Source organism: Pseudomonas sp. HN2-3, assembly GCF_020691745.1.
Classification (GTDB): Bacteria; Pseudomonadota; Gammaproteobacteria; order Pseudomonadales; family Pseudomonadaceae; genus Aquipseudomonas; species Aquipseudomonas capeferrum.
Map to the genome: position 1 here is coordinate 2,444,097 of NZ_CP085704.1, position 24,790 is coordinate 2,468,886.

General features: G+C 60.1%; 23 protein-coding genes and 1 pseudogene. 9 read left to right on the forward strand and 15 right to left on the reverse strand.

The window, feature by feature from the left end:
- Positions 1-31: 31 nt before the first annotated feature.
- From LJX93_RS11185 to LJX93_RS11225, 9 genes are all read right to left on the reverse strand, one after another.
- Positions 32-595 carry an NUDIX hydrolase gene (locus tag LJX93_RS11185; protein ID WP_033697318.1) on the reverse strand — a complete coding sequence of 188 codons (564 nt, stop codon included), beginning with the start codon at positions 593-595 and terminating at the stop codon, positions 32-34.
- Positions 596-597: 2 nt separating this feature from the next.
- On the reverse strand, positions 598-1,362 hold the full coding sequence (locus LJX93_RS11190; protein WP_033697319.1) for a GntR family transcriptional regulator: 765 nt from the start codon (positions 1,360-1,362) through the stop codon (positions 598-600).
- An 88-nt stretch (positions 1,363-1,450) separates the two neighbouring features.
- Positions 1,451-1,840 (reverse strand): carboxymuconolactone decarboxylase family protein, encoded by a 390-nt coding sequence (locus tag LJX93_RS11195; protein ID WP_033697320.1) that lies wholly within the window; start codon positions 1,838-1,840, stop codon positions 1,451-1,453.
- Between the two features lie 84 nt (positions 1,841-1,924).
- Positions 1,925-2,410 (reverse strand): flavin reductase family protein, encoded by a 486-nt coding sequence (locus LJX93_RS11200; protein WP_033697321.1) that lies wholly within the window; start codon positions 2,408-2,410, stop codon positions 1,925-1,927.
- 13 nt (positions 2,411-2,423) lie between these two features.
- Positions 2,424-3,905, reverse strand: a complete 1,482-nt coding sequence (locus tag LJX93_RS11205; protein ID WP_227697196.1) for an aldehyde dehydrogenase — start codon at positions 3,903-3,905, stop codon at positions 2,424-2,426.
- Positions 3,902-4,735: an alpha/beta fold hydrolase gene (locus LJX93_RS11210; protein WP_033697323.1), complete on the reverse strand. Its 834-nt coding sequence runs from the start codon at positions 4,733-4,735 to the stop codon at positions 3,902-3,904. The genes LJX93_RS11205 and LJX93_RS11210 overlap by 4 nt, the downstream gene beginning before the upstream one ends.
- A gap of 68 nt (positions 4,736-4,803) precedes the next feature.
- On the reverse strand, positions 4,804-5,400 hold the full coding sequence (locus LJX93_RS11215; protein ID WP_033697324.1) for an amino acid synthesis family protein: 597 nt from the start codon (positions 5,398-5,400) through the stop codon (positions 4,804-4,806).
- Positions 5,401-5,630: 230 nt separating this feature from the next.
- Complete coding sequence (locus LJX93_RS11220) at positions 5,631-6,671, reverse strand: LLM class flavin-dependent oxidoreductase (protein ID WP_033697325.1); 1,041 nt, start codon at positions 6,669-6,671, stop codon at positions 5,631-5,633.
- A gap of 66 nt (positions 6,672-6,737) precedes the next feature.
- Positions 6,738-7,223, reverse strand: a complete 486-nt coding sequence (locus LJX93_RS11225; RefSeq protein ID WP_033697327.1) for a flavin reductase family protein — start codon at positions 7,221-7,223, stop codon at positions 6,738-6,740.
- Between the two features lie 316 nt (positions 7,224-7,539).
- Between LJX93_RS11225 and LJX93_RS11230 the strand changes: the two genes are divergently transcribed.
- Complete coding sequence (locus LJX93_RS11230) at positions 7,540-8,943, forward strand: purine-cytosine permease family protein (protein WP_227697197.1); 1,404 nt, start codon at positions 7,540-7,542, stop codon at positions 8,941-8,943.
- Positions 8,944-9,080: 137 nt separating this feature from the next.
- On the opposite strand, the gene LJX93_RS11235 is transcribed toward LJX93_RS11230, so the two are convergent.
- Together LJX93_RS11235 and LJX93_RS11240 are read right to left on the reverse strand one after the other, a co-directional pair.
- Entirely contained in the window at positions 9,081-10,706 is a 1,626-nt protein-coding gene (locus LJX93_RS11235; protein ID WP_033697330.1) for a methyl-accepting chemotaxis protein, read from the reverse strand.
- 228 nt (positions 10,707-10,934) lie between these two features.
- Positions 10,935-11,180 (reverse strand): annotated as a pseudogene (locus LJX93_RS11240) (NAD(P)/FAD-dependent oxidoreductase); the annotation flags it as partial.
- A gap of 345 nt (positions 11,181-11,525) precedes the next feature.
- On the opposite strand from LJX93_RS11240, the gene LJX93_RS11245 reads away from it, so the two are divergent.
- Both LJX93_RS11245 and LJX93_RS11250 read left to right on the forward strand, forming a co-directional pair.
- On the forward strand, positions 11,526-12,905 hold the full coding sequence (locus LJX93_RS11245) for an NAD(P)-binding domain-containing protein (protein ID WP_033697334.1): 1,380 nt from the start codon (positions 11,526-11,528) through the stop codon (positions 12,903-12,905).
- A 105-nt stretch (positions 12,906-13,010) separates the two neighbouring features.
- The gene (locus LJX93_RS11250; protein WP_033697335.1) at positions 13,011-13,550 is read left to right on the forward strand and encodes an RrF2 family transcriptional regulator; all 540 of its coding nucleotides are present in this window, start codon (positions 13,011-13,013) and stop codon (positions 13,548-13,550) included.
- 158 nt (positions 13,551-13,708) lie between these two features.
- On the opposite strand, the gene LJX93_RS11255 is transcribed toward LJX93_RS11250, so the two are convergent.
- Positions 13,709-16,573 carry a hypothetical protein gene (locus LJX93_RS11255; RefSeq protein WP_227697198.1) on the reverse strand — a complete coding sequence of 955 codons (2,865 nt, stop codon included), beginning with the start codon at positions 16,571-16,573 and terminating at the stop codon, positions 13,709-13,711.
- A 786-nt stretch (positions 16,574-17,359) separates the two neighbouring features.
- Here LJX93_RS11255 and tnpB point away from each other — a divergent pair.
- Positions 17,360-17,719 carry an IS66 family insertion sequence element accessory protein TnpB gene (gene tnpB, locus LJX93_RS11260; protein ID WP_033697337.1) on the forward strand — a complete coding sequence of 120 codons (360 nt, stop codon included), beginning with the start codon at positions 17,360-17,362 and terminating at the stop codon, positions 17,717-17,719.
- Positions 17,720-17,901: 182 nt separating this feature from the next.
- On the opposite strand, the gene LJX93_RS11265 is transcribed toward tnpB, so the two are convergent.
- The 3 genes from LJX93_RS11265 to LJX93_RS11275 form a co-directional block, all read right to left on the reverse strand.
- Complete coding sequence (locus tag LJX93_RS11265) at positions 17,902-18,417, reverse strand: hypothetical protein (protein WP_227697324.1); 516 nt, start codon at positions 18,415-18,417, stop codon at positions 17,902-17,904.
- A complete protein-coding gene (locus LJX93_RS11270) occupies positions 18,417-19,037 on the reverse strand; it encodes a hypothetical protein (RefSeq protein WP_227697199.1) in 621 nt (206 codons plus the stop codon). Before LJX93_RS11270 ends, LJX93_RS11265 begins: the two co-directional genes overlap by 1 nt.
- Positions 19,038-19,334: 297 nt before the next feature.
- Positions 19,335-20,246, reverse strand: a complete 912-nt coding sequence (locus LJX93_RS11275) for an AraC family transcriptional regulator (protein WP_033697341.1) — start codon at positions 20,244-20,246, stop codon at positions 19,335-19,337.
- A 102-nt stretch (positions 20,247-20,348) separates the two neighbouring features.
- On the opposite strand from LJX93_RS11275, the gene LJX93_RS11280 reads away from it, so the two are divergent.
- From LJX93_RS11280 to LJX93_RS11300, 5 genes are read left to right on the forward strand one after another with little or no spacing between them, the layout of a single operon-like run.
- Positions 20,349-20,909: a carboxymuconolactone decarboxylase family protein gene (locus tag LJX93_RS11280; RefSeq protein WP_033697343.1), complete on the forward strand. Its 561-nt coding sequence runs from the start codon at positions 20,349-20,351 to the stop codon at positions 20,907-20,909.
- 47 nt (positions 20,910-20,956) lie between these two features.
- Entirely contained in the window at positions 20,957-22,021 is a 1,065-nt protein-coding gene (locus LJX93_RS11285; protein ID WP_033697344.1) for an acyl-CoA dehydrogenase family protein, read from the forward strand.
- On the forward strand, positions 22,018-22,839 hold the full coding sequence (locus tag LJX93_RS11290; RefSeq protein WP_047583895.1) for an ABC transporter ATP-binding protein: 822 nt from the start codon (positions 22,018-22,020) through the stop codon (positions 22,837-22,839). The genes LJX93_RS11285 and LJX93_RS11290 overlap by 4 nt, the downstream gene beginning before the upstream one ends.
- Positions 22,826-24,031, forward strand: coding sequence for an ABC transporter substrate-binding protein (locus tag LJX93_RS11295; RefSeq protein WP_227697200.1), 1,206 nt, complete (start codon positions 22,826-22,828; stop codon positions 24,029-24,031). Before LJX93_RS11290 ends, LJX93_RS11295 begins: the two co-directional genes overlap by 14 nt.
- On the forward strand, positions 24,031-24,786 hold the full coding sequence (locus LJX93_RS11300) for an ABC transporter permease (protein WP_227697201.1): 756 nt from the start codon (positions 24,031-24,033) through the stop codon (positions 24,784-24,786). Before LJX93_RS11295 ends, LJX93_RS11300 begins: the two co-directional genes overlap by 1 nt.
- Positions 24,787-24,790 lie beyond the last annotated feature (4 nt).

The following is a 24,790-nucleotide window of genomic DNA, read 5'->3' on the forward strand; positions in this document are numbered from 1 at the left end:
GGGCTTGCCCCGCGAAAAGGCCGGACCAGGCTCAGCGAATGAAGTGCACCTTGCCGGTATCGTCGTTGCCCATGTAGATGCCGTAGACCCCCGCCTGGCGCTCAAGAATGTAGCGCTCGAGAATCTGCCGGATCGCCGGGTAGTAGATTTCGTCCCAGGGGATTTCCCCCGGTTCGAAGAACTTGTAGGCCAGGGTCTCCGGCCCGAACTGCCCGGTCTCCTGGGTGGCGATGGCGCGGAAGATGATGTACACCTCGCTGATCTTGGCCACGCTGAAGATCGAATAGGGCGAGACGATTTCGGCGTGCACGCCGCTTTCTTCCCACACTTCGCGCAACGCCGCCTGCTCGGTGGTTTCGCCCGCTTCCATGAAGCCTGCAGGCAAGGTCCAGGTGCCAGGGCGCGGCGGGATGGCGCGCTGGCACAACAGGTACTTGCCATCGCGCTCGATGATGCAGCCGGCGATGATCTTCGGGTTGATGTAATGGATGTAGCCGCAGGCGGTGCAGCGCAGGCGTTCGTGGGTGTCGCCTGTGGGAACGCCCCGAGCCAGTTCCGTGGTGCAGTGCGGGCAGTAGCGCGGGGCGTTGGGCATGGTCAGCGGCCTATGCGGGGTTCTATACGGGGCTCTTTGAGGGCCAGGGGCTCGACCATGTCGCGCACCTTGGTGTTGTCATCCTGCTTCTGGCGCAGGTAGTCCAGGGCTACCTTGGCGGCAGCGCGGACGTGATCGACCGAGGCCTGGTGGGCGACCAGCGGGTCGCCGCCCTTGATCGCCTCGACGATCTTTTCCATCTCCCGGTTGCTGGCACCCCGGCGGTTCTCTTGCGAGACCGAGGTGGCACGCAGGTAGCTGATGCGTGCCTGCAACTGGCGCAGCTGCTGGGCGGCGACCTGGTTGCCGGAGCCTTCCAGCAGCACGTCGTAGAAGCCTTGCACCGAGTCGAGCACCTGTTGCAGCTCGCCTTCTTCCAGCGCTTCGCGGTTGACCTCCAGCGCGCGTTCCAGGGCGCGGATGTCCTTGGCCTTGGCATTGAGCGTGAACAGCTGGACGATCAGGCCTTCGAGCACGCAGCGCAGCTCGTAGATATCGCGGGCATCTTCCAGGGTAATGATTGCCACGCGCGGGCCTTTGGCATCGGCGAATTCGACCAGGCCTTCGGATTCCAGGTGGCGCAGCGCTTCACGCACCGAGGTACGGCTGACCCCGAGGCGGTCGCAGAGGTCGCGTTCTACCAGGCGGTCACCCGGCAGCAGATGGAAGTTCATGATCGCGGCGCGCAGCTTGTCGAGCACGATTTCGCGCAGGGTAACGGGGTTGCGGTTGACCTTGAAGCTGTCGTCGAGTGGCTGGCGTTTCATCAGGTGCGCTCTTTATGAGGCTGTTGCGCCAACATCGCGGAGTGCCTGGAACCTTGGCACTCCTTGCAGTGGTTCGAACAGCCCGTTGTTAACGGGTTGACTCCGCATCGGCTTCGGCGAACGCTTCGCGGGCCAGGCGGAAACTGTCCACCGCCGCGGGTACGCCGCAATAAATGCCGACCTGGAGCAGGATCTCGCGAATCTGTTCACGGCTCAGCCCATTACGCAATGCGCCGCGGATATGCAGCTTGAGTTCGTGGGGCCGGTTGAGCGCGGAAATCATGGCCAAGTTTATCATGCTGCGCTCTTTGAGCGACAAGCCATCGCGGCCCCAGACATGGCCCCAGCAGTACTCGGTGACCAGCTCCTGCAGCGGTTTGGTGAACTCGTCGGCGTTCTGGATGGAACGGTTGACGTACTCCTCGCCCAGCACCTGGGTGCGGATCTGCAGGCCTTTCTCGTACTTTTCGTTGCTCATGCACTGTACTCCGGAAGAAAACAGGGGCCGCTACCGAGGGTGAGGCGATAGCGCGGCCCCTAAAAGCAGGACGGTCGGTGTCTGTCAGCCAAGTGGCGGCAGGGCGCCCAGCTTGCCCCGGTGATAAACCATCGGCGTCACCGGCGCAGCCGGCAGCACCAGGTTCTTCACCGCGCCAACGATGATCGCGTGGTCACCGCCGTCGTACTCGCGCCACAGTTCGCACTCGATGATCGCCGTGGCCTTGGCCAGCAACGGGTTGCCCAACTCGCTCAGGTGCCAGTCGATGCCTTTGGCTTTCTCCTTGCCCTTGCCGGCAAACGCATAAGCCTCGGCAGTCTGGTCGGCAGACAGCAGGTGAATGGCGAACTGTTTGCTGTCACGCAGGATCGGGTAGGTGTCGGAGGCGTAGTTGGGGCAGAACAGCACCAGCGCCGGCTCGATCGACAGCGCGCTGAACGCGCTGGCGGTGATGCCGACGATGCCGCCGTCGGCGTCCAGGGTGGTGACCACCGTAACGCCGGACGGGAACGAGCCCATCACGTCTTTGTAGATGCCTGGTTCGATCATCTCGTGCTACCTCTCAACGCATCACAAACGGGTCGGGCATGGGCGCGGTGGACAGGTTGATCCACACGGTCTTCAGCTCGGTATAGGCCAGCACCGAATCGATGCCGCTTTCACGGCCGTAGCCGCTGTTCTTGAAGCCGCCGATCGGCGCCATGGCCGATACCGCGCGGTAGGTGTTGACCCAGATGATGCCCGAGCGCACGTCGCGGGCCAGGCGGTGGGCGCGGCCCAGGTCGCGGGTCCAGATGCCGGCGGCGAGGCCGAACTGCGAGTCGTTGGCGATTTCCAGGGCTTCTTCCTCGGTCTTGAAGCGGATGACCGCAGCCACCGGGCCGAACACCTCTTCCTGCATGATGGTCATGGCGTTGCTGTCGCACTCGAACAGGGTCGGCTCGTAGAACCAGCCGTCACCCTCGACCTCGGCACGCTTGCCGCCCAGGTGCAGCTTGGCGCCTTCAGCCTTGGCTGCGGCGACCAGGCCTTCGACCACGGCCAGTTGCTGGGCGGTGGCCATCGGGCCCATTTCACTGGCCTCGTCCTGCGGGTTGCCGATGCGGATGCGCTTGGCACGCTCGACCAGGCGGGCGACGAATTCGTCGAAGATCTCGTCCTGCACCAGCAGGCGCGAACCGGCCACGCAGCTTTGCCCGGAGGCGGCATAGATGCCGGCCACGGCGCCGTTGATGGCGCTGTCCAGGTCGGCGTCGGCAAAGATGATGTTCGGCGACTTGCCGCCCAGCTCCAGCGACAGCTTGGCGAAGTTCTCGGCGCTGCTGCGCACCACGTGGCGGGCGGTGGCGGCGCCGCCGGTGAAGGCGATCTTGCGCACCAACGGGTGACGGGTCAGCGCCGCGCCGGTGCTTGGGCCGTAGCCGGTGACCACGTTGACCACGCCCGGCGGGAAGCCGGCCTCATGGGCCAGGCGGGCCAGTTCGAGGATGGTCGCCGAGGCATGTTCGGACGGCTTGAGCACGATGGTGTTGCCGGCGGCCAGGGCCGGGGCCAGCTTGATTGCGGTCAGGTACAGCGGGCTGTTCCACGGGATGATCCCGGCGACCACGCCGATCGGCTCGTGCACGGTGTAGGCGAACAGGTCCGGCTTGTCCAGCGGCAAGGTGCCGCCTTCGAGCTTGTCGGCAAGGCCTGCGGTGTAGTGGAAGAACTCTGGCAGGTAGCCGACCTGGCCGCGGGTTTCGCGGATCAGCTTGCCGTTGTCACGGCTTTCCAGCTGGGCCAGGTGCTCCTTGTTCTCGGCGATCAGGTCACCCAGGCGGCGCAGCAGCTTGCCGCGCGCGGTGGCGGTGATGCTGCGCCAGGCTTTGCTGTCGAACGCGCGCTGGGCGGCCTGCACGGCCAGTTCCACATCGGCTTCGTCGGCGTCGGGCAGTTGCGCCCAGGCCCGGGCGGTGGCCGGGTTGAGGCTGTCGAAGGTCTTGCCGCTCTGGGCATCGAGCCATTGGCCGTCGATGCACATCTGGAAACGTACGAGGGTCATGCAACAATCCCCTTGGCGGATTCGGTGAGGGTGCGGGCTTGCTTGAGGAAGTCCAACAGCATCTTGTTGACTTCACGCGGTGCTTCCACCGGCATCATATGCCGTTGCTCGGCGAGGACCACGCTGTGCGCGCCCGGAATGCTGGCGGCAAGCTGGCGGGTCATGGCCGGGGTGGAGCCCGAGTCGAGTTCGCCGGTGGCGATCAGTGTCGGCACCTGGATACTGCCCAGGTCGCTGGCGCGGTACATGTCCTGGGTGGCGAACAGCGAATAGGTGGTGTGGTAGCCCTGCGGGTCGTTGCTCGCCAGTACCTGGCGAATGGCGGCGACCTGGGCCGGGTTGGCGGCCTTGTATTCGCGGCTGAACCAGCGGTCGAGGGCGGCGTCGACGTTGGCGTCGGGGCCCAGTTCTGCAGCCTGGGCGGCGCGGGCGATTACCCCGGCACTTTGCTCGGGGGTGCGGTTGAACACACTGTTGAGCACCACCAGCGCCGCCAGCCGTTGCGGGTAGGCGAGGGCGAAGGCGCGGGCTACCAGGCCGCCCATGGAGAAGCCGATGACGGTTGCCTGGGCAATCTGCAGGTGGTCGAGCAGCTCGGCGAGTTGGGCGGCGTAGCCTTCCAGGCTGGTGTCGGCGGCTGGCAGCGCGCTCTGGCCGTGGCCGAGCATGTCATAGGCGATGACGCGGTAGTCGTTGGCCAGGCCAACGAACTGACCACCCCACATTTCTTTGTTAAGGCCCACGCCGTGGATCAGTACCACAGCCTGGCCCTGGCCTTGAACCAGGTAACTGGTCCCGGCCGGTGTGCGTTCAGCGACAGGCTGAATCATGGAGGGCGCTCCTTGAAGGTCGGGCGCGGCGGGTAAGCACGCCACGCCCCGGCCCGTCTTGGTTGTTGTTATTGAGCGTTGGCTTTTTCGGCAGCCAGTTCTTCCAGGTCGATGTAGCGGTTACCGATGCGCGGGTGCAGACGGCCACCGTCGGCGGCGCCCAGGACCACGACGATTTCGTCGGCACGTGGGGCGTCTTCGATCTGCATTTCCAGGGTGATGTAGTGCGAACGCAGGCCTTCGTCGTCCTTCTGCATCATCGGGATCTGGATCGAGGTGCCTGGGCCGCCGCGCTTGTTGGTGAAGCTCAGGTAGCTCTTGGCCTGCACCGCTTCGCGGTAGTGGTTGCCAAAGCGCAGGGTGTGGATCACGGCAGAGGCGTGCTCGATTTCGCCGTCGGCGCCGACCACTGCGGCTTTACCGTAGGCTTCGATCTTGTCGGCACCGCCGATGGCGGCAATCAGGCGCTCGACCATCAGCGCACCCAGCTCGGAGCAATTGGCGCGGATTTCCGGCTTCAGATCTTCAACAAAACCGCGACCTGCCCATGGGTTTTTGATCACCACAGCCAGGCCGACCATGGTCACCGGTTTGTCGGTGGCCTTGCCGCCTTCGATGCGGGTCTCTTCGGAGTAGGTGACGATCTTGCGGATTTCGAAACTCATGGGTGGCTCCTGGTGAGGGTTATCAGCTCTTGTTGTCTGATGGTATACCATAATATTTGTTGTGCAAGAGGGGGCTGGAAAAATCTCTTGCCGGGGGACGAAAGGCGTCTTGATCCCTTGATTTGCGCGGCATCTGTACCGGCCTAAAACTCAAAAAAATGCCCGCTCGCGAGGGCCACGAGGACCCCCGGGAGCGGGCTGATCCCGCAACTACTTCAGGCAAAGGGAATTCAGGCGAATGCCGGCACCACTTCGTTGATGAACAGCTCGAGCGACTTCTTCTTCTCGGCGTGGGGCAGGCTGTTGTCGCACCAGAAACTGAACTCGTCGACGCCCAGTTCCTGGTAGTACTTGATGCGCGCGATGATCTCTTCGGGTGTACCGATCATGGTGTTCTTGCGGATGTTCTCCAGCTGGAACGCCGGCACTTCGGCAAACTTCGACTCCGGGCTTGGCGCAAGGAAGCCATTGACCGGTACGGTCTTGTTGCCGAACCAGGCATCGAAGGTGCGGTAGAAGCGCGAAATGGCCTGGGCGCCGACCTTCCAGCCTTCAGGGTCGGATGGGCTGTGCACGTGGGTGTGGCGCAGCACCATCAGTTGCGGGCGTGGCACATCCGGGTTGTTGTCCAGGGCCGCCTGGAACTTGTTGCGCAGGTCCAGCACTTCTTCATCACCCTTCATCAACGGGGTGACCATGACGTTGCAGCCGTTGGCCACGGCGAAGTTGTGCGAGTCCGGGTCGCGGGCGGCGATCCACATCGGCGGTTCGGCGTTGAAAGGTTTCGGTACGCTGGTGGAGGTGGGGAACTTGTACACCTCGCCGTCGTGGGCGTAGTCGCCTTCCCACAGCTTGCGCACCACCGGCACCATTTCGCGCAGGGCCTTGCCGCCGTCGGTGGCGGGCATGCCATTGGCCATGCGATCGAACTCGAACTGGTAGGCGCCACGGGCCAGGCCCACTTCCATGCGGCCGTTGCTGATCACGTCGAGCAGGGCGCATTCGCCAGCCACGCGGATCGGGTTCCAGAACGGCGCGATGATGGTGCCGGCGCCCAGGCGAATCTTCTCGGTGCGCGCAGCGAGGTAGGCCAGCAGCGGCATCGGGCTAGGCGAGATGGTGTATTCCATGGCGTGGTGTTCGCCGATCCACACGGTGCTGAAACCGCCGTGCTCGGCCATCAGGGTCAGTTCGGTCAGGTCTTCGAACAGCTGGCGATGGCTGACCTGTTCATCCCAACGTTCCATGTGTACGAACAACGAAAATTTCATGGGGCTTTCCTCGGAGCTTGAAAGTCTCGCCTGGCGCACCAGGCGTCAGTAATAAGGCTAGGTGCTTCAGGCGAAGGCGGGCAGGCTGGCCATCTTGCCGCGGCAGTAGATCATCGGCTGCGGGGCTTGCTCGGGGACGATGAGGTTGTGCACTTTGCCGACCATGATGGCGTGGTCGCCACCTTCGTATTCACGCCACAGTTCGCATTCGATAATGGCGGTGGCATTGGCCAGCAACGGGTTGCCCAGGGCGCTGAGGGTCCACTCGATGCCGGTGGCCTTGTCCTTGCCCTTTTTCGCGAAGGCATAGGCTTCGGCTTGCTGTTCACCGGACAGCAGGTGAATGGCGAAGCGCTTTTGCTTGATCAGCACAGGGTAGGAGTCGGAGCTGTAGTTGGGGCAGAACAGCACCAGCGGCGGGTCCATCGATAACGAAGAGAAGGCGCTGGCGGTGAGGCCGACGATCGAGCCGTCGTCGTCCAGGGTGGTGATGACGGTGACGCCTGAGGGGAAGGAGCCCAGGACGTTCTTATAGACGGTTGCGTCGATCATGGCGTGTTCCTCGAAAGGGGTAGCGGTGGGCCGCTTTTTATCGTTGATGTGTCTGATGGTATACCGTAATACTCGATTTGCAAGCGGAATTTTCTAGCGCACAAAATTCGCGATGAATGGCGCAAAGCCGCGTGAATAGGGGGTTTGGCGAAAGCGAGACGGCCTGGGCGCGGCTGCTGAACCGGATCAGTTAAAGATTTTTAGACCGAATCAGTGTTGTCAAAAGTTTGGAATACCATAATATGGTCCGCAGCTGAGAGGCCGCCTAGACGCGGTTTCCTTACAACGATAAAAACGACCTTTCGAGCTGAAAACCATGTCCCAACCGTCATCGCAACACCAGTTTGTCGAGAATCACACGGTCGATTACGTTCCACCTGCCGAGCGCCATGGGAAGGCGCGCGACCTGTTCACCCTCTGGTTCAGCACCAACATTGCGCCACTGCCCATCGTCACCGGCGCCATGGTGGTCCAGGTGTTCCACCTGAACCTGTTGTGGGGCCTGGTCGCCATCGTGCTTGGCCATCTTGCCGGGGGCGTGGTCATCGCGCTGGCTTCTGCGCAGGGACCGCAGTTGGGCATTCCGCAGATGGTCCAGAGCCGCGGGCAGTTTGGCCGTTATGGTGCGTTGCTGATCGTGTTCTTCACGGCGCTGATCTACGTCGGCTTCTTCATTTCCAATATCGTGCTGGCGGGCAAGACCATCCACGGCATCGCCCCGAGCGTGCCGATGCCCGGTGCCATCGTCATCGGCGCCCTCAGCGCGACGGCCATCGGCGTGATCGGCTACCGCTTCATCCATATCCTCAACCGCATCGGTACCTGGGTCATGGGCTCGGCGCTGCTGGCCGGTTTCATCATGATGTTCGTCCAGGAGCTGCCGGCTGATTTCTTCAGCCGTGGGGCGTTCAACCTGTCCGGCTTCATCGCCACCGTGTCGCTGGGCACGATCTGGCAGATCAGCTTCTCGCCGTACACCTCGGACTACTCGCGCTACCTGCCGAAGGAAGTGGGCATTGCCAAGCCGTTCTGGGCGACCTACTTCGGCGCCACCCTGGGCACCATCCTGTGCTTCAGCTTTGGTGCAGTGGCGGTGCTGTGCGTGCCAGAAGGCACCGACGCGATGGACGCGGTCAAGCAAGCCACCGGCTGGCTGGGGCCGATCCTGATGGTGCTGTTCCTGCTCAACATCATCAGCCACAACGCGCTCAACCTGTATGGCGCGGTGCTGTCGATCGTCACGGCCATCCAGACCTTCTTCGCCAAGTGGACGCCGAGCATCAAGGTGCGGGTGGCCCTGGCCTCGGTAATTCTGCTGGGCTGTGGCCTGGTGGCGCTGAATGCATCGGCGGACTTCATCGGCCAGTTCATCGGCCTGATTCTGGCGCTGTTGCTGGTGCTGGTGCCGTGGGCCTCGATCAACCTGATCGACTTCTACCTGATCAAGAAGGGCCAGTACGACATCGCGTCTATCTTCAGTGCCGACGGCGGCATCTATGGCCGCTTCAACCACCACGCGATCATTGCCTATGCTTGCGGGATTGCGGTGCAGCTGCCGTTTGCCAATACCGCGCTGTATGTGGGGCCGTATTCGAACCTTGTCGAAGGGGCTGATTTGTCCTGGTTGATCGGCTTGCTGGTGACGGTGCCGCTGTATTACTGCCTGGCCACGCGAGGGCAGGCGGTCAATAGTGCGCGGGTTATCAGGGTCAATGACTGACAGTTGCAACGGGTGGCCGCCTTGCGGCCCATTCGCGGGGCAAGCCCGCTCCCACAGGATCACTCAAAAAACTGAATCAACCTGTGGGAGTGGGCTTGTCCCGCGAATGGGCTGCAAAGCAGCCCGGCTATTCCTGATCAGACTTTGAACTGCGCCACCATGCCATTCAGGTCCACTGCCAACTGCGACAAGTCCTGCGCCGCTGCACTGGTCTGGTTTGCCCCCGCCGATGTCTGCATCGCCAGGTCACGAATGTTCACCAGGTTACGGTCCACCTCGCGCGCCACCTGTGCCTGTTCTTCAGAGGCGCTGGCGATTACCAGGTTGCGCTGGTTGATCGAGGCGATGGCCTCGGCAATCACCTCCAGCGCCTGGCCCGCACCCTGCGCCACTTCCAGGGTACCCGCAGCGCGCCCTTGGCTGCTGTGCATGGCCGTCACCGCACGCTCGGTGCCGGTCTGGATGCCCACGATCATCTGCTCGATCTCTGCCGTCGACTGTTGGGTACGGTGGGCGAGGGCGCGTACTTCATCCGCCACCACCGCAAAGCCGCGGCCGGCCTCACCCGCGCGGGCGGCTTCGATGGCGGCATTGAGCGCCAGCAGGTTGGTTTGCCCGGCGATTGCGCCGATCACATCGAGCACCCGGCTGATCTCGTTGGCGTTGCTGGCCAGCTGTTCGATTTCGGCCGAGGTGCCGGTCACGTCGTCGACCAGGTGCTGGATCGACGCCAGCGCCTGGTTGACCTGGTCGCGGCCGTCACGGGTGGTGCGGTCGGCGCCTTTGGAGGCGTCAGCGGTACTCACTGCATTGTTGGCCACTTCTTCCACGGCGGCGGTCATCTGGTTGACTGCGGTGGCTGCCTGGTCAATTTCGGCGCTCTGCTGATGCAGGCCGCGGCTGGTGTCTTCGGTGACGGTATGCAGCTCTTCTGAGGCCGAGGCCAGTTGGTCGGACGAGGCGGCGATCTTGCGCAAGGTGTCGCGCAGGCTCTCTTGCATGCGGCCCAAGGCGCGCAGCAGCAGGGCAGGCTCGTCGCGGCCGGTGACATGGATGTTCTGGGTCAGGTCGCCGGTGGCCACGCGCTCGGCCACGGCCACGGCATCGGCCAGGGGCACCACGATGCTGCGGGTGAGCAGTGTGGCGATGGCGGCCAGTACCAGCATGATGACCAGCAATGAACCGATGATGGCGGTCAACGCCTGGTCAGCGACGTCGCTGCTGCGTTGCGAAGCCTCTTCGGCGCCCTTGCCGTTGTAGGCGATCAGCGCGGCCATGGCTTTCATCATGTTGTCGGCATGCTCGGAAAGCGGGCCGTTGATCTGCAGTTTGGCCTGGTCGAGGCGCCCGGCAGCGATGTCGCTGATGACCTGCGCCTGAAGACTGACGTATTGCTCGTGGGCGGTATTGAAGCGGTTGAACAGGGCGCGGTCATCGGTGGCGACGATGGTGTTGTCATAATCCTTCAGGCCGTCCTTGAGTTGCGCATTGATGCTTTTGAGCATGTCCAGACTGCGCGCACGCTCCAGGTCGGTTTCTTCCAGCGCTGCGCGCAGGGTGATGGCACGCGCTCGGCCGAGGTTGCTGCTGATTTCACTGAGGGCTACCACGGCCGGCATCCAGGTGACACGGATTTCATCCGTGGCCTCATCCATTTGCCGGGTTTCATAGAGGGCTATCATGCCCATGGCCAGTACCAATACGCCCAACAGGGCGAATACGCTGGCTGCGCGAATGCCGATCTTCATATTCCGTAATTGCATGGAATGCTCCTTGACGGTGGCGTGCAGGCGTCAAGAGCATGGACGGAAGGCCGGCTCACCAGGGGGGTGCCAGCTCTCGATGCGCTGCGGATTTAGTGTGTGTGCCTCACCCTCTTACGTTTTTATTTAAATGATGTCACAGTGCCATCATTATTGACCAGTCATTCAATGTAACGACGTGTGCGGGCAAATCCGTCGTTTACTGACGGTTTTGCCCGCAATCAGACGTCATACGATCGGGATCAACGGGTCGGCAGCGGCCAGTGCCTGCGCGCGGTCAGCGGCTGGCGGGTAGATCCATACCGAGTTGATCTGGCGTTTCAGCGCCTTGCCCTCCTGGCCGTGCAGCTTCAGCTCCCGTTCCCAGCCCTCGCTGTAGGCCGCGCCCCAGTCACCCAGGTCGAGGCAGGTGACATATTTGGGCTGGCGGTAGATAACAGGTTCGACGCCGAGCAGGTCGGCGGCCGCATTGTCCTTGATATCCCCACCCCCATCCGTTATAGATAAAAAGGAAACCATAAAGAAAAGAGGCCATTTCAGCCCCCATGCACGAGATCACACGTATCTTCCGCCCCTCAGGCCCCCATTTCGCGCCCTGCGCAGATGGATACGGGCCGACCTCAATGACGCCTTCTCCGCTTTCGAGCCTGTTCCACGTGTTGTCGATCCCGCCGGTCAAGCTCCTGCTGACCCAGATGCGCAAACGCCCCGTCCCTCCACCTGCACCGTAGCGCCTGAATTCCACCACCCCCGGCCTTTTGCCGTTCGGGGTTGGGGAGCCTTTGCATTTTTTCAGCGTTCAACTGTTCAGGAATCACTATGACTCTTCGTGTCGCAATCATCGGTGCCGGCCCGTCCGGCCTTGCGCAACTGCGTGCCTTCCAATCCGCCCATGCCCAGGGCGCACCCATGCCCGAAATCGTATGCTTCGAAAAGCAGGCCGACTGGGGCGGTATGTGGAACTACACCTGGCGCACCGGCCTCGACCAGCATGGCGAGCCGGTGCACGGCAGCATGTACCGCTACCTGTGGTCCAACGGCCCCAAGGAATGCCTGGAGTTCGCCGACTACAGCTTCGATGAGCATTTTGGCCGGCCGATTTCCTCGTACCCGCCGCGCGAGGTGCTGTGGGACTACATCCAAGGCCGCGTGAAGAAGGCCGGGGTGCGCGACTACATCCGCTTCAATACCGCAGTCAAAAACGTCAGCTTCGATGAAAACACCCGCGAGTTCACCGTGAGCGCCCACGACTACAGCGCGGGGCTTGGCATCGAGCAGGTGTTCGATTACGTGGTGGTGGCCAGCGGGCACTTCTCTACCCCACACGTGCCGGAGTTTGAAGGCTTCGAGCGGTTCACCGGGCGTATCCTGCACGCCCACGACTTTCGCGAAGCGATGGAATTCAACGGCCAGGACCTGCTCATTGTCGGCAGCAGCTACTCGGCCGAAGACATCGGCTCGCAGTGCTACAAGTACGGCGCGCGCTCGATCACCACGGCCTACCGCACCCAGCCGATGGGCTACAAATGGCCCAAGGGCTGGGAAGAGCGCCCGCAGTTGGTCCGCGTCGAGAACGACCTGGCGTTCTTCGCCGATGGCTCGAACAAGCGTGTGGATGCGATCATCCTGTGCACGGGCTACCAACATCACTTCCCGTTCCTGCCCGATGAACTCACCCTCAAGACCAACAACCGCCTGTGGCCAGCCGGACTGTACCAAGGCGTGGTGTGGGAGCAAAACCCGCAGTTGCTGTATCTGGGCATGCAGGACCTCTGGTACAGCTTCAACCTGTTCGACGCCCAGGCATGGTTTGCGCGCGACTACATGCTGGGGCGCATCAAGCTGCCGGCCAAGGCGGCCATGCAGGCCGACAGCGCGCGCTGGCGCGAGGATGAGGAGCAGCTGGTAACCACAGCTTCGATGTATGAGTTCCAGGGCCGATACATCAAGCACCTGATCGAGCAGACGGATTACCCGCGCTTCGACATCGATGCGGTCAACCGCATCTTCCTGCAATGGAAGACCGACAAGAAGCACGACATCATGGGCTACCGCGACAAATCGTACCGCTCGGTGATTACCGGCACCAAAGCGGTACCACACCACACCCGCTGGATGCAGGCGATGGACGACTCGCTGCAGGAGTACCTGCGCGAAACGGATGGCAAGCAAGGCGAGGTGAAGGTGCTGCGCGGGTAGCTGCCGGAACGGCCAGCACGATCAGGATGCGTGCAAGCGGGGAAGTGTTTTGCCGCACCGACGCTCCCCGCGTATCATTTGCGACATGGTTGGTCGGAGATTGATATGTCGCTTTACAGTGCTGGCGTCGAATACGGCATCCATTGCCTGCTGTTTCTGGTAGGCGAGGGCAGTGAGAGCCGTGATTCCAGCGTGCGCGACCTGGCCGAGTTGCAGGGCGTGCCGCAGGAATACCTGGCCAAGGTTTTCACCAAGCTGGCACGTGCCGGGTTGGTGGCCGCCACCGAAGGCGTGCGCGGTGGTTTTCGCCTGGCGCGACCGGCGGCTGAAATCAACGTGCTGGATATCGTCAACGCCATCGACGGGCCGAAAAAGATTTTCGATTGCCGCGAGATTCGCGAACGCTGCACGCTGTTCGAGGGCTCGCCGCCCGCTTGGGCGACGGAAGGCACCTGTGCGATTCATGCCGTAACGCTGGGGGCGCAGAAGCGCATGGAAGAGGCGTTGGCGCAGCAGACTGTTCTGGCATTGGCAACGCGCTTCGGGCGCAAGGCACCGGCCGAGTTCGGGCAGCAGGTCGATGCCTGGATGGCCGAGCGGCGAGAGAGTAAAGGGGCTGGGGATATTGCGGTGGATCAGCTTTGATTTTGATTCCCACATTGGCGCCGGTGTCGAGGCCGGTGATGGCTTATCACGTCCAGGGCACCGCCGCCAATGTGGCGAAAGTTACACAGGCTCTTGCGCTGCTGTGTGGCGCAAAAAAACGCTGTGTGCATCATTGCTGGTCATACGTCTCATTATGGCTAAATGGGTCTGACGGTTATCGGAGTATGCATATTAAGCCGTGGCGGAGCGCCGTTAAATTGTCCATGATAACCTGATGCCGTAATTTGCACGGGCAAGCTTTGACTTCTGACAGTAATAACCCAATTGCCTTGGGCTTCGTTTGGGTATTTTTTATATCGCATGGATATAAAGCCACATGCGTCCTGTGAGGGATGCAAGCTATCAGCTGTTGGCCGGTGCAAGAAGCTGTATTCTGTATGTGGTATGTACGCGACCTGCCCTTTCCCGTGTTCTTCCAGTAAATTGTACTGTTCGTTTTCTTTTTTACTGAAGACGTGATAAACACGATAGTGCGTGTCATTTATCTGGTCCACAACAAAACTGCAGCCGCTGAAATTATCTGTGAATAGAGTGGTTGGCTCCGTGCCCGTGGGGTGAATCGGAATATCATAATGCCTGTTCTGAGGCACCCAGTACGCTGAAATGAGTTTGTTGTTGTCACTGGCTCGTTCAGTGCTCGTGGGTGTGACATTAATAAAATCGTGTAACGTATTGTTCCTTGGGGAATCAACCATAAAACGTCGCGTTTCAAACAATAAAATACCTGGCTCTCGGTCATTGCCCATCCACCTCGGATCTGACGGGAGTCTTGCATCAGCACCGATAGCGATCGGCAAGGCACTATTATCGGCCTCTTCAAAAGTTATAGGGAGTTTAAGTCGGATGGCGCCTTGACCCACATAATTAGGGTCGTAGGATAACTGTGGCTCGGGGTTGTACCCAGAACGGATGTCTTGATAAAGAGGAATGGTCCGTTCGCCTACGCCTCCCCTTAATTTAAGTACGGTCCAGTTTCCATTACTGTCTTTTACAATGTCGGTCGGCAAGTTGGTCACGGATGTGCCGTTTCTATCTGCCGGGACGGGTGAGCCATTTTTCCTGAAACCATTAATCCTTACCCATCTGCCATCGACATAGATATAGTCTTTGTTGGTGGTCAAGTTTCTGTAATAACCGCCGCCTTGATAGGTAATGCCTCTGAGCTCCAAATCGTCTGCAACAATTTTGGCTTCATGTGAAAAATTACCGTACAGTGGAGTTAATGGTTTGGGTGTTATGATGAAGTCGCGAGATCCCCTGCTGTCGATGGTTGTATTTTCTATTAATTTTTTTTCATCAATTAGATTTCCATATTTAGGTGTTGCAAGGTTGCCCAGATCTATAAAGTCCTTCATGATATTGCTAATGTCAAGAAGGTTGTCGTGTGTGATGGTACCTTGTTCAGTTACTTTGATAACTTCCTGAATCACAGTGCCAGCCATGGCTAATCCTGCAACTACCGGGCCCACTACAGGTGCTCGCATAAGCAGGATTTGTAAGATAAAGCCGATGGAGGTGCCGATATTATAGGCGATGGCAACACTTTCACGGTTGGAGGTGAAAGGCAGGGTAATGAGCGTTGCAAATACGCCCACAGGGTTTTTTAAAGCTTCGGCGGCTACATAAGCGGCTTTCGCCCAATTGAATGAACTGTATAAGGTGCCAATAAAATCCATTTCAGAAACGGTGGTTATTTTATCGTTGATTTTTTGAAAATCAGCTTCTGTATAGACAGCGTGAAGGGGTATCTCAGGATTTGCTTGTCGCTTGTATCGGCTGACTGTCAAAGTGCCATTTAGACGTGAAGTTGTCAGGCTGTCTGCTAATGGGTGATAGTAAAGATTGTTTCTCAGGTGCAATGGGATATGTCCTCTGACCTCAACCCAAACACCTTCATCGTTTTTAGGCGGCTCGAAAGCGCTGTATCGATATTCGGCAATGCGGAAACCTGCTTCGCTATCTTGTTTTGGATAATATTTGAGCCATAAGCTAACGACTTTGAAGTCGTGGCCCCATGTGCAGACATTGGATTTGCCCTTGTTGTATTTCGCGGCGATTTTGTGATCACCATTTTTCACAGTTAAGGATGCTTTCCACTTACCCTCGCTGTCCGAGGTGGTTAAAGCAAAGAAATGTATCTTTTTTTCCTTCCAGCCGTTATGGCATAGCCAAATACGTGTATTTGCTGGGGCGTTTCCTTTAAGGGTTATGTGTCGTCTGTTTATTTCGCTGTTTTTCAATGGGTGATAAATATGAATGTCAAGCGCGTATGGCTTGCTGCATCCATATGGAAGTGTCTCGCCGGCGCTTATTTCCTCCTCAGTATCCTCAGCCTCCTCGTCGATGATGTCGACTTCTTGCTGTTCGACGGTGCCCTCATTCAGTTCTGCGGCCTCATCGTGGCTTTCTAGCGGTAAGTCATCCGAATGCATGATGACGCTTTGTAAAATCATTTCTGTTTCAGGGTCAAGCTGTGCATGCTCGCATATGAGCGTGTGCAACGCGTCGTCCGTCGTTGATGTCGTGTCAACTATAACTTTGAGGTCGTTGAGGGTGTCGCAGAGTGTGTTGAATTTGTCGATAAACTTTTTATTTCCAGTCACGATGAGATTTTTGTCAGGCGATATGCCAACATTTAGGACTGAGATTTTTGCCATTGGTTCATTGGGTAGAAAGATGTGCGTACTTAAGATGGATGGTGCAGAGGCTATAAATAGTCCTTCCAAATCGTTTTTTACGAAGTCATCAAAATGAAATGGCTTTTCATTAAAGCTGTGCGTTTTTTTCAGGTCTACTGATATGGTTTTTTTGTTGGTGTCGTTAAATATTTTTATTTTTCCTGTCTTCCAGTTGAACTCTTTGATGGTGCCCTGTTCCAAGACAGGGTTGATAGTGTTTTCAGCTTTTATCCATAGCCTCACATGACTATCTTTTGCGAAATCGCTCACGTTAAGGCTTTCATTCCCACTATGGGAAGGGCCAAACTGCTGATAAAGTTCCATGGGGTATCCTCAGTTTATGCATTTATCCTGGTAGCTGACGGCCGTATCCATAACGGGGCTGCGCCGGAATTATGCAGGTGGGCCATCGGCGATGGCTTATACTGCGTAAGCCATTGCTCATGTATGACGATCTTCCGTTAATACCGCTTTGCGTTTGGTACGTTTGTCCTGCTTTTGACCGGGCGACCGGCGCCCGTGTTGATGGACGTTGTTCTATCTTCCAGCGGGGAGTTTTTCTGAGGTCTTCAGGCTTGATTATGCAGGCACACTAATCCTATTGAAACTGGTAAAAATGTCAGGTCATAGGGGCAATTCAAATCTCAGTAAACCACTCGTCGTCCCTCGGGTATTTTGGCTTGTGAAGCCTCAGCAACGCTCTAGCTTGCGGCCACGGCTCTCCAGACACACCTCAAACCAATAGAGGCGTGCGCCCATACTGCCGAGTTCTGTATTAGGCTCTGCACGAAAAGTTTTGTGGGAGCGGCGGTGCGGCGATCCGACTTGTCCCGCGATGGAGTGCGAAGCGCTCCTGTACCCGATATCAAATGGTGTCAAAGAAGCCGCGAACTCAGGCTTTGCTGCCGCGTTGCGGCAGATCGCGGGGCAAGTCGGATCGCCGCACCGCCGCTCCCACAACGATGAATGACCCTACTTTTCGTACAGAACCTAAATCCCGCAAATCCAATTACTGCCGTTTAAATGTAAGGGATCCATCATCCCCACATTCCAAGCGTCCACCGGATGCCCGATGCTGCGCTCCCGATTTCTTTCTGGAGCCCGCCCGCCATGATGCGACCCGACAGCAAAGTCGAAAAGGTGTACCTCTATCCCAAGCCCGTAGACTTCCGAAAGTCCATCGACGGCCTCACCGCGCTGGTCGAGTTGGATATCAAGGTCGCCGTGTTCGACCCCGTACTGTTCGTTTTCCTCAATAAAGCTCGCAATCGCATCAAGGTGTTGTATTGGGAGCGCAACGGCTTCTGTCTTTGGCTCAAACGCCTCGAAGCCGAACGTTTCAAAACCTCCCCCGACGCCAGCGACGAAGCGATTGTCCTGACCGTCCAAGAACTGAACTGGCTACTCGACGGTTTCGACCTCTGGCGCAACCGTCCGCATCAGGTTCTGACGCCCCGTTTCGTCGCCTGACCCGGTAATCCGGGCCATGATTTCAGTGCCCGAACCTCCCGGATGACCCTGTTCTGCTCAAGCAAATGCTGCTTGAGAGTTACGCTGCTCGTGCGTGTGAGCAATCGGCTGCCCGTGTGCGCGCGCAGGAGGTCAAGGAGGCTTATGCGACACACATCGACGACCTGAAAGAGCAGATCAAGTTATGGATAGGTGGGGTTCATGGATCGCACTCCCTCATGCAGGGCGTAAGCGTGGGTTATGTATTTGTGCGTCTCCGCGAAATTACCCAGCAAAATCCGCAGGGGCTTGTCGACTTGCCAGAGGTCGACGGTACCTTCGGCTTCGATATCGCCATCGACTGCAGTGTGGGTACCCAGGCGCACGTATTTACCTAGTTCTGACGCCTCCAGTTGTTCGCGGAAATAGGCGGACGATGCTTCCTTCGTGGTGTGTTCCCCGAATTTAAAGCTCAACCTTGGGCCTACTGGCATACCGGTCTCATCATCATGGACAAAGAGCAAACGTTCAGTGGTGGCATCCCTGCTGTCCAGCTTCAAGTGCGTGTTGCAGCGGCGCCAACCGATATTGCTCTGATCGGTCGCGGGCAAGTCGGGTTTCTGGCCGCCCGCAGGTTTTTCAGTGCTCGGCTCTATTTTTATGCGCCCATACTCGTCGGCAACAAACTTCCACTCATCGGCCTGATAGGAGTCACCCATCAGGCGCTTTTGAACGCGTTCTGATATTCCTCTACGGTGTCCTCGTTGATACCGTCGGGGAGTGCCGAAGTGTCGCCTACATAATAGTAAAAATTGATAGAGCCTTGAAAAGGAATAGCGCGGTCCCCTGCGCGGATAGACTGTTGCTCCTCAATGGCGCGGTGAACAAGGGCGTTGTCGGCGTAAGCAGGGAGGTTGGTGAGGCTTTCTGTCGCCTTGAGCTGGTACTCGCCGACCCATGTTCTGTTATACGGTATACTGCCGTAGCCATAATAAATATTTAAATTTTTATTTGACGGAGCAAACTCTATAAGGAAGGGGTTAGGTGATAACTTATTTATCCCCGGACTTGGGCGTGCAACGTTGATCCAGCCTGCATCTAGAAGTGATCGTAACGCCATGCCGGCGCGTAGCCGCATGCTGCCGAGCCCGGGAATATTGTTTATGTCTGACCATGCTATTCTTTCGGACTTGCCATCGATCTCTACGGTGACTGAGGTTTCACCGCCCGTGACCCATATGCACTTTTTCCCATCAATTTCAAGCGCGTCACCTTTTTTATAATATTTCTCTACCGTGTCCCTGGTGAAGCTTGTCGTTGGCTTACTTGAAGAGGTCATGGGCTTTCATCCTGGTCGAGATAAAAAGTTCAAGTTACCGCGCGCACATGTCGTGTTCGCCGCACGGGCGGGACGATTCGTTGTTTTTCTGAGAAAGGCTATGGCCGGCCCGGATGACACACAACTGGTAAAAATGTCAGTGGCAATAAGTTAAATAAGCGCTACATCCGGCCGCCGGCAATCGCCCATCTATCGATGGGCGTAGACGCGCTTTGATTGCCAAGCGCGATGTATCGAGTTCGAACATGCATCGCAGCAGGTCCGTCCCGACCTGGCGCAGTGATAGGGCCTGTACGTTCAGCGGCTCACGTGTTGCCGCCGATAGGCCCCCGGCTGCTGGCCCACCGCCTTGGCAAAGGCCCGGGTAAACGCCGCCACCGATTGGTACCCCACCTGCGCGCCCACTTGCTCCACGGTATTGCCCGCCCGTAGCAGCTGACTGGCATGGCGCATGCGCAGCGCCAGCAGCACTTGCCCCGGAGATTGCCCGGCCAGTTCATTGAAACGCTTGAAAAACGCCGACCGCGACAAGCCGGTGCAGGCGGCCATGCTCTCCAGTGTCCAGGCTTGCCCCGGTTGCTCGATCAACTGTTCCAGCAGCCCGGCAAACGCCGGCTGGCGGGCGAGGGCGACCAGCCCGCCCAGTGACTGCCCGACATTGACCTGCTGGCGCAGCACGTACAGGAACAACAGGTGCGTCAGCCGCTCCAGCAACGTCTGTGACGGGCCGGCGGTGCGCCGACATTCTTCCAGAATCAGCTCGAACAGCGCCCGCGCTGCACTGCCGGCGGGGTCTTCGGCGCGCAGCAGGATCCAGTCGGCGAGGCCTTCGACAATCAGTGAAGAAAGGCCGGACTGGAAATGGAAGAAGCCACAAACCAGCCCGACGCCGTCGCGGGCTTCGCTATCCAGTGCCTGCATGGCCTGACGCGGTTGGGCGCAGGCGTCGACCGGGTCCTGCTCGCTGGAGAAGCGATAGGCAAGGTCGCGCAACAGGAATACTGCATCTCCCTTCTTCAGGCGCACCGGTTGCGGCTGACCGTCGATGTGCAGCCAGCAATATCCTTGCACCACCAAGTGGAAGCTGGCGCGGCCCATACCCTGGGTGCTGGCGTGCCAGCCACCGCAATAGCGGCCGACATGAAACAGGCTGGCATCGAGCTCCAGGCCTTCTAATAACCAATCGACAAGGGGGCTGGACGAAATCATCTAATGCAAAGACTCAGGAGCAAGGAAAGGCGACTGATGAATATGGAGGCGAATTCTTATAACCAACAGACTGTAAGGACACCCACCACAGGAGACCACTCCATGTCCTCGCGCATTACTTTACACACGCTGCAGAGCGCCCCGGAAGCGGCCCGTCCATTCCTCGAGAACGCTCAGAAGAATTCTGGCTTCATCCCCAACCTGCTAGGCGTGCTGGCCAACGCCCCGGCCGCCCTGGAAACGTACGTGACCGTGTCGGCGCTCAATGGCAAGTCGGAGCTGACCCTGGCCGAGCGAGAGGTGGTGCAGCTGATTGCCGCTACCCAGCATGGCTGTGATTTCTGCGTCGCCGGTCACACTGCGGTGGCCCTGAACAAGGCCAAGCTGCCCCAGGCCGTGGTCGACGCGCTGCGCGCCCGTGGCGAACTGCCCGATGCCCGCTACGAAACCCTGGCCGCGTTTGCCCGTGAAGTGATCGCCACCCGTGGCAACGTCAGCGAGCCCACCTACCAGGCATTTCGCGATGCCGGCTTCAGCGAAGGCAACGCCCTGGAGGTGATTCTTGGCGTGAGCCTCGCAACCTTGTGCAACTTTGCTAATGTCTTCGCCCAGACACCGCTCAACGACGAACTCAGCAAGTACCGCTGGCAGCCGTCTGCGTAAGCCAAGTGTGGTGCCGGCCACGCCGGCGTTTTCAAAGGAGTAGAGACATGCTTGATCCCGCATTTCGGCAATGGCTGGATGCCAACGCCGAGGCAATCGACCAGGGCGTGTGCGACCCGCACCTGGTCCTGGCGCACATCGCCGAAGCGCAAGTGCTGCGCATCGGCGTCGATGCGGCCCTGGGCGGCACGGGCGGGCAGGTGACCGACGCGGTCGAAGCGATCGCGGCCATTGCCAGCCGTTCATTGGCGGCGGCGTTCGTCTGCTGGGGCCAGCGCGCCTTCATCGAATACCTGCTGCAAAGCCCCAACCAGCCGCTGCGCGAGCGCCTGTTGCCACGCCTGTTGACGGGCGAGCTGGCCGGTGCAACCGGGCTGTCCAATGCCATGAAGTTTCTCTCCGGCATCGAGAGCCTGCAGGTGCGAGGCCGCCAGAGCCGCGACGGGTGGCAGCTTGAAGGCCGGCTGCATTGGGTGACCAACCTGCGCAAGAGCGGTTTTGTGGTGGCGGCAGCCATCGAAGGTGATGCCGAAGGGGCACCGTTCGTGGTGGCCATTCCGTCCGAGGCGCAAGGGTTGGAGCGCTCGGACGACCTGCAACTGATGGGGCTGCAATCGAGCAATACCGCCGCGCTGGCGTTCCACCAAGTCGAGCTGGGCCGCGAGTGGCTGCTGCACGAGAATGCTCGCGCGTTCCTGCCCAAGGTGCGCCCGGCCTTCCTGGCACTGCAATGCGGCATGGCCATCGGCCTGGCCCGGCGGGCACTGGATGAGGTGGCGGAACACCTGCAAGGCCGTGGCTCGTTCCTCGACGAGGCCGGCCAGGTGCTAAAGGCGCGCCTGGAAAACACCGTGAGCGAACTCAAGCAGGGCCTGCTCGACGAGCGCTTCCTGCAGCAGCCAGCGGCGCTGTTCAAACTGCGCATCACCCTCGCCGAATGCGCTGCCGACGCGGTGCAGCTGGAGCTGCAGGCCAGTGGTGGCAAGGCCTACCTGAGCGAGTATGGCGAAGGCTTCGCCCGCCGTTGGCGCGAGTCGGCGTTCGTGCCGATCGTGACGCCGAGCCTGGTGCAACTGCGCGCCGAACTGCAACGCCAGGCGGGCGCCGCATGAGCGAGGTACTGCTCGACGCCCGTGCCATCAGCCTGGGCTACCCCCGCGAGGGGGGCTGGCAAGAGGTGCTGGCACAGTTCGACCTGCAGCTGGCGCCGGGCGAGGTGGTGAGCATCCTGGGCCCCAGTGGTGTCGGCAAGTCCAGCCTGTTGCGGGTGCTGGCGGGCTTGCAGGCGCCGCGTGGCGGTAGCGTGACGCTGCGCGGCGAGCCGCTGCAAGGGCCGCATCCGCGCCTGGCGGTGGCCTTCCAGGATCCCAGCCTGCTGCCCTGGTTGAGCCTTGAGAAGAACGTCGCCTTCGGCCTGGACTTCGCCCGCCAGCCCAAATTGGCGGCCAGCGAGCGGCGTGCGCGCATCGACCATGCGATTGCCGCCGTGGGCCTGGCCCATGCGCGCAACCAGTACCCGGCGCAGTTGTCCGGTGGCATGGCCCAACGCACCGCGCTGGCCCGCTGCCTGGCACGCCAACCTGAAGTGCTGTTGCTTGACGAGCCGTTTGGCGCCCTCGACGAGGTGACCCGGGCCGACATGCAGCAACTGCTGCTGCAACTGATCGCCACCCACAATACTGCGGCGGTGCTGATCACCCACGATATCGACGAAGCCCTGCTGCTGTCCGACCGGGTCCTGCTACTGGGCAACCACCCAGCGCATATCCTCGGCCAGTGGTGTATCGACCTGCCGCAGCCGCGCACGCACCGGGTCGAGGAACTGGGCGCCCTGCGCATCGAGATCGTCAAAACCCTTCGGCGGGCAAGCCGCACAGTCGAACCTTCCCCCACCCCCTTGCCCTCGGAGGCTGTCCATGTGCATGGATGACTGCTGTTCTGCTTCGTCGCGTCGCGACTTTCTCAAGCTTGGGGCCATGCTCACTGCCGCCGGTGCCTTGCCGTTGCTGTCGAGCTTGCAAGCCCGCGCGGCCGCCGAACCGGACGCGCCGGTGCGCATCGGCTACTTGCCGATCACCGACGCCACGCCGTTGCTGGTGGCGCACAACAATGGCCTGTTCGAGGCCGAAGGCATCAAGGCCGAGCGCCCGGTGCTGCTGCGCAGTTGGGCGCAGGTGATCGAGGCGTTCATCTCCGGCCAGGTCAACGTCATCCACCTGTTGTCGCCAATGACCGTGTGGGCGCGCTACGCCAGCAAGGTGCCGGCCAAGGTCGTGGCCTGGAACCATGTCGGCGGTTCGGGCCTGACCGTGGCGCCCGACATCACCGACATGAAGCAACTGGGCGGCAAGACCGTCGCCATCCCGTTCTGGTACTCGATCCACAACGTCGTGCTGCAGCAGATGCTCAACGACAACGGCCTGACCCCGGTGTCCAAACCGGTCAATACGCAGCTTGCGGCCAACGAAGTCAACCTGATGGTGCTGCCGCCGTCCGACATGCCACCGGCACTGGCCAGCAAGCGTATCGCTGGTTATATCGTCGCCGAACCGTTCAACGCCCTGGCCGAAAACCTCAAGGTTGGCCGTGTGCAGCGGTTTACCGGCGATGTCTGGCGCAACCACGCCTGCTGCGTGGTGTTCATGCACGAGCACGACCTCAACAACCGCCCGGAGTGGTCGCAGAAGGTGGTCAACGCCATCGTCAAGGCCCAGCAATGGACCCGCGAGCACCGCGCCGAAGCCGCCGCGTTGTTGTCCAAGGCCGGCCCCAACAAGTACACCCCGCACGAGCCTGCGGTGCTGAGCAAAGTCCTGGCCCCAGCCGCCGAGGACCGCGCAGCCTATATCGCCAGTGGTGCGATCCAGCACCAGCAATGGGACGAGCGGCGTATCGACTTCCAGCCTTACCCGTTCCCCAGCTACACCGAGGAGCTGGTCAAGCGCCTTCAGCGCACGTTGATCGAAGGCGACAGTGGTTTTCTCGCAGGCCTGGACCCGGCGCAAACCGCCCGCGACCTGGTCGACGACCGCTTCGTGCGCAACGCCATCGCGGCCGTTGGCGGGCCATCGGTGTTCGGTATTGCCGACAGTTTCGAGCGTAGCGAGGAGTTCGCGGTCTGATGGGCAAGCATGTGGTTCATACCGGCCTGGGCTTGGCCGGGCTGTTGCTGTTGCTGCTGGCGTGGTGGGCGGGTGTGGCGCTGTTTGGCGAGGCCGACGGCCTGTCGGCGCGCTTCTCGCCCGAGGCCAGCCTGGCCAGCCTGGTCGAGCTGTTGGGGCAGGGCGAGGTCTACGGCCACGTGTGGGTCAGCCTCAAACGTATTTTGATCGGGCTGCTGCTGGCGCTGTTGATCGGCGTACCCCTCGGTTTTCTGGTAGGCAGCTACCGGCACCTGGAGGCGGCGACCACGCCGGCCTTCCAGTTTCTGCGGATGATTTCGCCGCTGTCGTGGATGCCGGTGGTGGTGATGCTGATGGGGGTGGGCGACCAGCCGATCTATTTCCTGCTGGCCTTCGCCGCGCTGTGGCCGATTCTGCTCAACACCGCTGCGGGCGTGCGCCAGCTCGACCCGCGCTGGTTGCAACTGAGCCGCAGCTTGAGTGCCACGCGCTGGGAGACGTTGTGCAAGGTGATCGTGCCGGGGGTGATCGGCCATGTGCTGACCGGTGTGCGCCTGGCCATCGGCATCCTGTGGATCGTGCTAGTGCCGTGCGAGATGCTAGGGGTCAGTGCGGGGTTGGGGTATTTCATTCTCGACACCCGCGACCGGCTGGCGTATTCGGAGCTGATGGCGATGGTGCTGCTGATCGGCGTGCTGGGCTTCATGCTCGATGCCCTGGCGCGTGGCTTGCATCGGCGCTGGGTGCATGGCTGAAAAC